Annotated in this window: 14 protein-coding genes; 1 reads left to right on the top strand and 13 read right to left on the bottom strand. The window is 53.6% G+C overall.

Annotated elements, in window-relative coordinates; all coding sequences use genetic code 11:
* From ACMWKK_RS14410 to fkpA, 9 genes are all read right to left on the bottom strand, one after another.
* Positions 1-232 (bottom strand): GTP-binding protein (locus tag ACMWKK_RS14410; RefSeq protein ID WP_032439543.1); only part of this gene is annotated, 232 nt, incomplete at its 3' end.
* 69 nt (positions 233-301) lie between these two features.
* Positions 302-2,416, bottom strand: coding sequence for an elongation factor G (gene fusA, locus ACMWKK_RS14405; RefSeq protein WP_045330523.1), 2,115 nt, complete (start codon positions 2,414-2,416; stop codon positions 302-304).
* Between the two features lie 96 nt (positions 2,417-2,512).
* The gene (rpsG, locus tag ACMWKK_RS14400; protein WP_004106370.1) at positions 2,513-2,983 is read right to left on the bottom strand and encodes a 30S ribosomal protein S7; all 471 of its coding nucleotides are present in this window, start codon (positions 2,981-2,983) and stop codon (positions 2,513-2,515) included.
* A gap of 96 nt (positions 2,984-3,079) precedes the next feature.
* On the bottom strand, positions 3,080-3,454 hold the full coding sequence (rpsL, locus tag ACMWKK_RS14395) for a 30S ribosomal protein S12 (RefSeq protein WP_000246815.1): 375 nt from the start codon (positions 3,452-3,454) through the stop codon (positions 3,080-3,082).
* 124 nt (positions 3,455-3,578) lie between these two features.
* Entirely contained in the window at positions 3,579-3,866 is a 288-nt protein-coding gene (tusB, locus tag ACMWKK_RS14390) for a sulfurtransferase complex subunit TusB (RefSeq protein WP_045330521.1), read from the bottom strand.
* 7 nt (positions 3,867-3,873) lie between these two features.
* Entirely contained in the window at positions 3,874-4,233 is a 360-nt protein-coding gene (gene tusC / locus ACMWKK_RS14385; RefSeq protein WP_112779990.1) for a sulfurtransferase complex subunit TusC, read from the bottom strand.
* Complete coding sequence (gene tusD / locus ACMWKK_RS14380; protein WP_112779989.1) at positions 4,233-4,619, bottom strand: sulfurtransferase complex subunit TusD; 387 nt, start codon at positions 4,617-4,619, stop codon at positions 4,233-4,235. The genes tusC and tusD overlap by 1 nt, the downstream gene beginning before the upstream one ends.
* Positions 4,619-5,341, bottom strand: coding sequence for a transcriptional regulator (locus tag ACMWKK_RS14375; RefSeq protein ID WP_045330517.1), 723 nt, complete (start codon positions 5,339-5,341; stop codon positions 4,619-4,621). Before ACMWKK_RS14375 ends, tusD begins: the two co-directional genes overlap by 1 nt.
* A 165-nt stretch (positions 5,342-5,506) precedes the next feature.
* On the bottom strand, positions 5,507-6,325 hold the full coding sequence (gene fkpA / locus ACMWKK_RS14370) for an FKBP-type peptidyl-prolyl cis-trans isomerase (RefSeq protein WP_023309460.1): 819 nt from the start codon (positions 6,323-6,325) through the stop codon (positions 5,507-5,509).
* Between the two features lie 237 nt (positions 6,326-6,562).
* Between fkpA and ACMWKK_RS14365 the strand changes: the two genes are divergently transcribed.
* On the top strand, positions 6,563-6,781 hold the full coding sequence (locus tag ACMWKK_RS14365; protein WP_024907948.1) for a protein SlyX: 219 nt from the start codon (positions 6,563-6,565) through the stop codon (positions 6,779-6,781).
* An 82-nt stretch (positions 6,782-6,863) separates the two neighbouring features.
* Here ACMWKK_RS14365 and slyD read toward each other — a convergent pair whose 3' ends face one another.
* From slyD to kefG, 4 genes are all read right to left on the bottom strand, one after another.
* Positions 6,864-7,454 (bottom strand): peptidylprolyl isomerase, encoded by a 591-nt coding sequence (slyD, locus tag ACMWKK_RS14360; protein ID WP_014885491.1) that lies wholly within the window; start codon positions 7,452-7,454, stop codon positions 6,864-6,866.
* A gap of 94 nt (positions 7,455-7,548) precedes the next feature.
* Positions 7,549-7,749: a YheV family putative zinc ribbon protein gene (locus ACMWKK_RS14355; protein WP_013099038.1), complete on the bottom strand. Its 201-nt coding sequence runs from the start codon at positions 7,747-7,749 to the stop codon at positions 7,549-7,551.
* A gap of 13 nt (positions 7,750-7,762) precedes the next feature.
* The gene (gene kefB, locus ACMWKK_RS14350; protein ID WP_112779988.1) at positions 7,763-9,568 is read right to left on the bottom strand and encodes a glutathione-regulated potassium-efflux system protein KefB; all 1,806 of its coding nucleotides are present in this window, start codon (positions 9,566-9,568) and stop codon (positions 7,763-7,765) included.
* On the bottom strand, positions 9,568-10,122 hold the full coding sequence (kefG, locus tag ACMWKK_RS14345; protein WP_045330513.1) for a glutathione-regulated potassium-efflux system ancillary protein KefG: 555 nt from the start codon (positions 10,120-10,122) through the stop codon (positions 9,568-9,570). The genes kefB and kefG overlap by 1 nt, the downstream gene beginning before the upstream one ends.

Below are 10,122 nucleotides of genomic sequence, written 5' to 3'. Positions count from 1 at the left end.
CGTAGTGGCGAGTCGGGGTGTCGTATTCAACGTGGGAAGTGTTGATGGTGATACCACGAGCTTTTTCTTCTGGTGCGTTATCGATCTGGTCGAATGCACGAGCAGAACCACCGTAGGTTTTAGCCAGAACGGTAGTGATTGCAGCAGTCAGGGTAGTTTTACCATGGTCAACGTGGCCGATAGTACCAACGTTGACGTGCGGTTTTGTACGTTCAAATTTTTCTTTAGACACGGCTATATTCCTTACTATAGTGCTCTCCCCTTTGGAGAGAGCACGGGACTTAGGTTTTAATCCTGTGGATTACTTACCACGGGCTTCAATAACGGCCTGAGCAACGTTGTTAGGCGCATCATCATACTTCAGGAATTCCATGGTGTATGATGCACGACCTTTGGTCAGAGAACGCAGCTGAGTTGCATATCCGAACATTTCAGACAGCGGAACTTCAGCGTGGATCTTAACGCCAGTTACTTCGGATTCCTGACCACGCAGCATACCGCGACGACGGCTCAAGTCACCGATAACGTCACCGGTGTTCTCTTCAGGAGTTTCTACTTCAACCTTCATGATTGGCTCAAGCAGAACTGGTTTTGCTTTCTTAAAGCCTTCTTTAAAGGCAATAGACGCAGCCAGTTTAAACGCCAGTTCAGAGGAGTCAACGTCGTGGTAAGAACCGAAGTGCAGACGAATACCCATGTCAACAACCGGATAGCCAGCCAGAGGGCCCGCTTTCAGCTGTTCCTGGATGCCTTTATCAACGGCTGGGATGTATTCGCCAGGAATTACACCACCTTTGATGTCGTTGATGAACTCGTAACCTTTCGGGTTAGAGCCCGGCTCCAGTGGGTACATGTCGATCACAACGTGACCGTACTGACCGCGACCACCAGACTGCTTAGCGTGTTTACCTTCAATGTCGGTAACTTTCGCGCGAATCGCTTCGCGGTAAGCAACCTGAGGTTTACCCACGTTAGCTTCAACGTTGAATTCACGCTTCATACGGTCAACGATGATGTCCAGGTGCAGTTCACCCATACCAGCGATGATGGTCTGGTTAGATTCTTCATCAGTCCATACGCGGAATGATGGGTCTTCTTTCGCCAGACGGCCCAGAGCCAGACCCATTTTTTCCTGGTCAGCTTTGGTTTTTGGTTCAACCGCGATGGAGATTACCGGTTCTGGGAATTCCATACGCTCCAGAATGATCGGGTGATCTGGGTCACACAGGGTGTCACCAGTGGTCACGTCTTTCAGACCGATAGCTGCAGCGATGTCGCCCGCACGAACTTCTTTGATCTCTTCACGTTTGTTAGCGTGCATCTGTACGATACGGCCAAAACGTTCACGCGCCGCTTTCACGGAGTTCAGGATGGTGTCACCGGAGTTAACCACACCAGAGTAAACGCGGAAGAAGGTCAGGTTACCCACGAATGGGTCGGTAGCAATTTTGAACGCCAGTGCAGAGAATGGCTCGTCGTCGCTTGCGTGACGCTCAGCCGGAGTATCTTTACCGTCGTCCAGGATGCCGTTGATCGCAGGAACGTCAACCGGGGATGGCAGGTAGTCAACTACCGCATCCAGCATCGCCTGAACACCTTTGTTCTTGAACGCAGAACCACAGGTTACCAGGATGATTTCGTTGTTCAGAACGCGCTGACGCAGAGCTTTTTTGATCTCTTCTTCAGTCAGTTCTTCACCACCCAGGTATTTCTCCATCAGCTCTTCAGAAGCTTCAGCAGCGGATTCGATCAGGTTCTGGTGCCATTCGTCAGCCAGGTCCTGCATTGCAGCTGGGATATCTTCGTATTCGAAGGTAACGCCCTGGTCTGCATCGTTCCAGTTGATGGCTTTCATTTTCACCAGGTCGATAACGCCGGTGAAGCCTTCTTCAGCACCAATTGCCAGCTGCAGCGGAACAGGGTTCGCGCCCAGACGGGTTTTGATCTGACCAACAACTTTCAGGAAGTTAGCACCCATACGGTCCATTTTGTTAACGAACGCGATGCGTGGAACTTTATATTTGTTCGCCTGACGCCATACGGTTTCAGACTGTGGCTGAACACCACCAACTGCGCAATAAACCATTACCGCGCCGTCAAGAACACGCATGGAACGTTCTACTTCGATGGTGAAGTCAACGTGCCCTGGGGTGTCGATGATGTTTACGCGATGCGGTTCGTACTGCTTAGCCATACCTGACCAGAATGCAGTAGTCGCTGCGGAGGTGATAGTGATACCACGCTCCTGCTCCTGTTCCATCCAGTCCATGGTGGCTGCGCCGTCATGAACTTCACCGATTTTATGGTTTACACCGGTGTAGAACAGAATACGTTCGGTAGTAGTGGTTTTACCGGCGTCGATGTGCGCACTGATACCGATGTTACGGTAGCGTGCGATGGGTGTTGTACGAGCCATTTGATTCCTCGTTTATATCTTTAGGCGTTCAGTTAAGTTACCCAGAGCGGGCGGCTTCTCTGAAGCGCCCGCCTGGTGACTAAGACTCCGAAGGGATTACCAACGGTAGTGTGCGAACGCCTTGTTGGCTTCTGCCATACGGTGAACGTCTTCACGTTTCTTAACTGCAGTACCTTTGTTGTCTGCAGCATCAGAAAGTTCGTTCGCCAGACGCAGAGCCATGGATTTATCACCGCGTTTACGAGCAGCTTCAACGATCCAACGCATTGCCAGAGCATTACGACGAACCGGACGAACTTCAACTGGAACCTGATAAGTAGAACCACCAACGCGGCGGGACTTAACTTCTACGGTTGGGCGAACGTTGTCGAGAGCGACTTCGAAAGCTTCCAGTTCATTTTTACCAGAACGCTGAGCCAGGGTCTCAAGCGCGCTGTATACGATTGCTTCTGCAGTAGATTTTTTACCATCTACCATCAGGATATTTACAAATTTTGCCAGCAGTTCTGATCCGAATTTCGGATCTGGAAGGATTTTACGCTGACCAATGACGCGACGACGTGGCATGGGAATACTCCGTTGTTAATTCAGGATTGTCCAAAACTCAAAGAGTTTAGTGTGACATTAAGATAAATCAGTTTGGCCTTACTTAACGGAGAACCATTAAGCCTTAGGACGCTTCACGCCGTACTTGGAGCGAGCCTGCTTACGGTCTTTAACACCTGAGCAGTCCAGCGCACCACGAACGGTGTGGTAACGAACACCCGGAAGGTCTTTAACACGACCGCCACGGATCAGGATCACGGAGTGCTCCTGCAGGTTGTGACCTTCACCACCGATGTAGGAAGTCACTTCGAAACCGTTAGTCAAACGCACACGGCATACTTTACGCAGTGCGGAGTTTGGTTTTTTAGGAGTGGTGGTATATACACGAGTACATACGCCACGTTTCTGCGGGCAGGCTTCCAGCGCAGGCACGTTGCTTTTCGCAACTTTGCGTGCACGTGGTTTGCGTACCAGCTGGTTAACTGTTGCCATTAAATAGCTCCTGGTTTTAGCTTTTGCTTCGTAAACACGTAATAAAACGACCTCATACAATATGAGGACGCGAAATTTTAGGGCTACGTCGAAAAGGTGTCAAGAAATATACAGCGATCTCAAATCACCAGTTCATTTGACTGGCGTGCGTCACAGTAAGATTGACGAAATCAGTATAGCCAACCACGTCAATTTTGGCTGAAATTTGACCAGAAAGACCCCGCGCATCCAGATCGTCTTTCAGCGCAGAGACGGTTATGGGGGCATTTGTGAGAATTTCAACGAAACGACTGCCTTCCAGTGCGGCAAGCACGCCATCCTGAATGAGCAGCAGATCGTCACCTTCGCGCAACATGCTCAGCAGCGTGTCGATATCACATTGCCACGGTGAATGGCTCAGAGTATGGAGCATGGCAGCCTCAGAAAGTCAGAACGGTATCGTAGTGGGAAAGCTGTTCGCGTAACGCGGCAGAAGACAGGACCGTCGCATCCAGCACGAAAGGCATCTTCTCATTCAGACCGCGAGCGGCCAGGGAGTCGGCGCAGAGATAGAACGTGTCGATATCGTAAAGCGGTAAGACCTTGAACGTCGCGATGTAATCACGCGTCAGAATGGCCTGCGGCTGCTGGCCCGCCAGAAGCTGAAACACCCCGTCGCCCAAAAAGAAGACGCCGATATCTTCGGTCAGCGCGGATGTCGCCAGTAACGCATCCAGACCTTCGCGGCCTGAAGCACTACCGTGCGGCGCAGACGTAAAAACAAATGCCACGCGCTTCATCAGAATTGCACCACTCTGTCGCAGGTTAATGCCGCCTGTGCCAGCGCGCCCAGGCCACTCAACGAAAAACCGGGCTGCAGGTTAGAACCCGATAAACCAAGGCGCGCGGCTTCGGTTGCATCGGTCACACCGCGTCGCAGTGCCGCCGCGACGCAGATGTGAAGTTCTACGCCCTGTTTTTCGTTTAATGCCTGCCAGGCGCGAACCAGATCAAACTCGTCGCTCGCCGGGGACGTAAACTGATTTGCGTTATACACCCCTTCCCGATAGAAGAAGACGCTTGCCAGCTTATGTCCGGAAGCGAGGAGCGCATGCGCAAACTGCAGCGCGCTGCTGGCCTGCTGAGTCCCGTACGCCGGGCCTGTTACCATTAACGCAAAACGCATTACTTGTCTTGTCCCAGGAAATCACCGCTTTTGAACTGGCGAATATAGAGGTAGACCGTGTGCTTGGAGATGTTCAGACGATCGGCCACCTGGTTGATGGCGTCTTTAATATCAAAAATCCCTTTTTCATAGAGATTGAGCACGATCTGGCGATTCTTGGCGTTGTTCGAGACGTTGCGATCGGCATTCACCTCTTCAATCGTAAACTCAAGCGTCTGCGTCACCAGATCTTCAACGGAGGAGGCAAAGTTAACGGAGGAGCCCACATCCGGCGTTTCAGGTGGAACAAAGGTGCTCATGATTTGCGAGAATGGCACATCAAGGTTCATGTTGATGCACAGCAGCCCAATCACACGATGCTCGCGGTTTCGAATCGCAATGGTTTCTGACTTCATCAGCACGCCGCTTTTGGCGCGGGTGAAATAGCATTTGGAGACGCTGCTGTCCGCGCCGGTCATGTCATGCAACATACGCAATGCAAGGTCGGTAATAGGCGAACCAATTTTACGGCCAGTATGCTCACCATTCGCAATACGGATGGCGGAGCACTTCAGATCTTGCAGGGAGTGCAATACGATTTCACAGTGGGAGCCAATGAGCATCGCTAACCCGTCCACTACCGCTTCGTAGGATTTCAGAATATCGAAGTCGGTCTGATCGAAAGGACGTTGATCCAGCAAATCAAGTTCACTGGTTTCGTTGGTTAAAAGCGACCTGGACATGAAAAAAACACTCCTTTTCAGGAGCCTGTCGTTAGGTTTTCAGGGCAGGCTCATTATCTACACGGACAACTAAATTAATACAGCGTGCCTAACGCTTTCCAGTGTTAATTATATCTGCCCCACAATAAAAAACCGCCGCCTTAAAGGCGGCGGTTTTTTTCAGCATTACTTCTTAGCAGCAGCGGCTTTATCGTCAGCCGGTGCGTCTGCTTTGGCATCCGCTTTCGGTGCCGGTTTGATGTCCAGCAGCTCTACGTCAAAGACCAGCGTAGAGTTGGCAGGGATCCCCGGAACGCCGGTTTTGCCATAGGCCAGATCCGGTGGGATAACCATCTTGATCTTGCCGCCTTTCTTGATGTTTTTCAGGCCTTCAGTCCAGCCTGGGATCACACCATCCAGACGGAAGGAGAGTGGCTCGCCGCGGGTGTAAGAGTTATCAAATTCTTTACCGTCGATCAGCGTACCTTTGTAATTCACCACAACGGTGTCGCTGTCTTTAGGCGCATCGCCGGTGCCTTCTTTCTCAACTTTGTACACCAGGCCAGTAGAGGAGGTTTTCACACCCTTCTCTTTAGCAAAGGTATCGCGGTAGGCTTTGCCTTTCGCTTCGTTGTCTTTCGCGTCCGCGTCCATCTTGGTCTGCGCGGCACCCTTCACGCGCGCTTCGAACGCCTGCAGAGTCTGTTCAATTTCCTGGTCAGACAGCTTGCTCTTATCTGCAAATGCGTCCTGAACGCCCGCGATCAGCTGAGCTTTATCCAGTTTGATGCCCAGTTTCTCTTGTTCTTTCAGAGAGTTTTCCATGTAACGGCCCAGAGATGCGCCCAGTGCGTAGGCGGATTTCTGGTCGTCATTTTTGAACGCCGCTTTGCTGTCTGCAGTGGCAGCAGGCTTCGCAGCAGTATCAGCAGCGAATGACAGCGGCGCGTTCAGCGCAACAGCCATCGTCGTCGCCAGCAGCGTTACTTTAAACAGTGATTTCATCCATATCTCCAGGGCCTGGGGACTCTCACCCCAGCGTTAAACGTAAATGAGTGACGTACTATAAAACGTTGCAGAAGAAATCTACATACAGACACGTCCAATTGTCGCCACTTTTCAGACTATTTTTGTTTAAATAAGTTTCTTGTCAGGGGATGCGAACTGTACTTAGGGATAAACTCAGTTAAACTGCGCCGCCGCTGGGCCATTATGGCAAATCTGAAATAAACGAGGTGAATGATGAAGGATACAGCATTAGAAGCGAGAATGGCTGAGCTGGAAAGCCGCCTGGCTTTTCAGGACATCACCATCGAAGAGCTGAACCAGACCGTGACCGCCCATGAGCTCGAAATGGCAAAACTGCGGGATCATATGCGCCTGCTGACGGAAAAGCTGAAGGCTACGCAACCGTCAAACATTGCCTCTCAGTCAGAAGAGACGCCACCCCCTCATTATTGAGGCGTAAAAAAAGCGGGGGTTCCCCGCTTTTTTTGTGCCCGGTGGCGCGAAGCTTACCGGGCCTACCTACCAACGGCAGGTATTAGTGGCAGCCGCAGCCGCCGTTACCGCAACCACCTTTACCGTGGTCATGACCATGGTCGTGATCGTGGCCGTGACCACCGCAGCAGCCGTCGTGGCCGTGATCGTGGTCATGGTCGTGACCGTGCGCACCGTGAACGTGGCCATGAGCCAGCTCTTCTTCGGTTGCTTCACGGATCGCAACAACTTCTACGTTGAACTTCAGGTTCTGACCGGCCAGCATGTGGTTGCCGTCAACCACAACGTGGTCGTCTTCCACTTCGGTGATCTCAACAGGAACTGGACCCTGGTCAGTTTCAGCCAGGAAGCGCATGCCAACCTGCAGTTCGTCAACGCCCATGAACACGTCTTTCGGAACGCGCTGAACCAGGTTGTCGTCATACTGACCGTAAGCGTCGTTCGCGCCTACAGCAACGTCAAATTTGTCGCCAACTTCATGGCCTTCCAGCGCAGTTTCCAGGCCGGAAATCAGGGAGCCGTGACCATGCAGGTAGTCAAGCGGCGCACTCACCGGAGACTCATCAACCAACACACCGTCTTCTGTACGTACCTGATAGGCCAGGCTGACCACCAGGTCTTTTGCTACTTTCATGATATCTCCTGAGCGTGGGAAAATTGCTGGCGCAGATTGTAGCGGAAATCTGCACCCGTGTACCCTTTAGCTTAAAAAAACTCAGGGCATATCGCTAGTCCGGATGAAAAATGCCGATCACTTGCTCTTCTTTGCGAACGTGATCGCGAGCCTCTTTATCGGCCTCGCGCATCTGGTGACCGCACTTAACACACTCAACAACATCAATATTATTTTCCCGCCACATCGCCAGCGTATCTTGCGCCTGGCAGGACGGGCATTTTGCACCCGCGATAAAGCGTTTACGTACAGCCATCTTTCGTTACCCTTTATTCAAATTCATCCCAGCCGTCAAGCTGGCGCCGTTCCTGCTGCATCTCGCGCTGGAAGATCTCCTCCAGCTCGCGACGCGCTTCCCGCACGCGGGAGATCTGCGCCGTATCGGTATGTACCGGCATCAGCTCGCGCAGCATCCGCATATCCAGCCGACGGAAGTGCATCTGCGCGCGCTGCGCCTGATGAGGATGCATGCCCAGCGAGATCAGCGCCTTGCGCCCCAGCTCCAGGGCACTGGAGAACGTCTCGCGGGAGAAGTGTTTCACACCCGCCTGCAATAATTCGTGAGCTTCAACACGTCCCCGGGCGCGCGCCAGAATATGCAGATGCGGGAAATGCTGCTGGCACAGATCCACCAGCTTCATCGTGTCTTCCGGATCGTTACAGGTAATCACGATGGACTCGGCCGCTTCTGCCCCAGCCGATCGCAGCAGCTCAAGCTGGGTGGCATCGCCGTAATACACTTTATAGCCATATTTACGCATCAGGTTTACAGCGCTGATATCCCTTTCCAGCACCGTAATGCGCATTTTGTTCGCCATCAGCAGGCGACCAATCACCTGCCCGAAACGGCCAAAGCCCACCACAATCACCTGCGGCTTGTCGTCTTCCACCCACGGGGCTTCATCTTCATCGTCCGTCGGGTTCAGGCGCCGTGAAAGCAGCTTGTCCACCAGCTTCATCAATAGCGGCGTAGTCATCATCGACAGCGTGACCGTCACCAGCAAAAGCGCCATCTGGTCGTCTTTAAACAGCTTCTGGGAGGAGGCGGCGGAGAACAGCACAAACGCGAACTCGCCCCCCTGGCTTAACACGCTGGCAAACTGCATGCGTTCCGAACTGCGCAAGCCGTAAATGCGCGCCATGACGTACAGCACCAGCGTTTTCACCGCCACCAGGACGGCGACGCTCACCACCACCCACAGCAGATGGGTATAGAGCACGCCAAGGTTGAGCGCCATCCCCACCGAAATAAAGAACAGGCCTAACAGCAGCCCCTTGAAGGGATCGATGGCAATTTCCAGCTCGTGCCGATACTCGCTCTCCGCCAGCAGCACCCCGGCGATAAAGGTCCCGAGCGCCATCGACAGCCCCAGCGCATCCATAAACAGCGCCGATCCCAGCACCAGCAGCAGCGTCGCGGCGGTAAACACCTCGCGCACGCCCGACGCGGCAATAAAGCGAAATACCGGACGTAACAGGAAACGTCCGCCAATCAGCATGCCCGCGAAGGCCAACACCTTTATGGCGATTTTCGCCCAGTCGAAGCGATCGTCGCCGGAGCCCGCCAGCAGCGGCACCAGTGCCAGCGCCGGGATCACCGCTAAATCCTGGAACAGCAGCACCGAAAAGCCCAGCTGACCGGCCTCGTTGCGGTTCATCCCTTTATCGCGCATCAGCTGCAGGGCCATTGCCGTCGACGACATCGCCAGGCCTATCCCGCCAATCACCGCCGCCTGCCATGAAAAGTGGGTCAGCATTAACAGGCCGCCCAGGATCGCGGCGCTGAACAACACCTGGGCGGCGCCCACGCCAAAGATAGAGCGTCGGAGCTGCCACAATTTAGAGGGGTTCAGCTCCAGGCCGATGATGAACATCAGGAACACCACGCCCAGCTCGGAGAAATGGAGGATCTCATCCACGTCGCTGATGAATCCCAGTCCCCACGGGCCAATGGCGATGCCCGCCAGCAGATACCCCAGCACCGCCCCGATGCCAATGCGGGCAGCGAGCGGTACCGCGACGACGGCCGCAAATAAAAACAGCACCCCGGCGAGGAGCAAATTCGATCCTTCCATTAACGACCTCCTGCCGGAATCGGTGACGCCAGCCATTCACCATAGGCTCTGGCGTGGCTTGCCAGCTCTTTTGGATCCTGACGTCGGGCCCAGTAGACGATAATCGGGCTCATCCAGTGCATGCGGCACATCGCCGCCGTCAGCTCGAAAGGCCGCAGAATGTCGCTCATCGGATAACGGTTCAGCCCGTCGTGGCGGTAAGCGCTTTCGGGTTCACCGGTCGTAATCACGCTACGCCAGTACTTTCCCGCCAGCTGGTTGCCCCCCACCCCGCTGGAGAAGCCCCGGCTCAGCACGCGGTCCAGCCACTCCTTAAGCAGCGCCGGACAGCTGTAGGTATAAAGCGGATGCTGGAACACAATCACGTCATGCTGACGCAGCAGCTCCTGCTCGTGAGGAATATCAATAAAGAAATCAGGATAGTGCGCGTAGAGATCGTGCACCGTGACGTTACTGAGCTGTGTGGCCGGCTTAAGCAGCACCCGGTTTGCCACCGAGTCCTGAGATTCCGGATGGGCATACAGCAGCAGCACTTTTGCTGTCTGAGACATCAT

Source organism: Enterobacter sp. 01-M-03-SI-ECC (assembly GCF_047530215.1).
Lineage (GTDB): Bacteria > Pseudomonadota > Gammaproteobacteria > Enterobacterales > Enterobacteriaceae > Enterobacter > Enterobacter chengduensis.
This window is presented reverse-complemented; position numbering and strand designations above follow the sequence as displayed.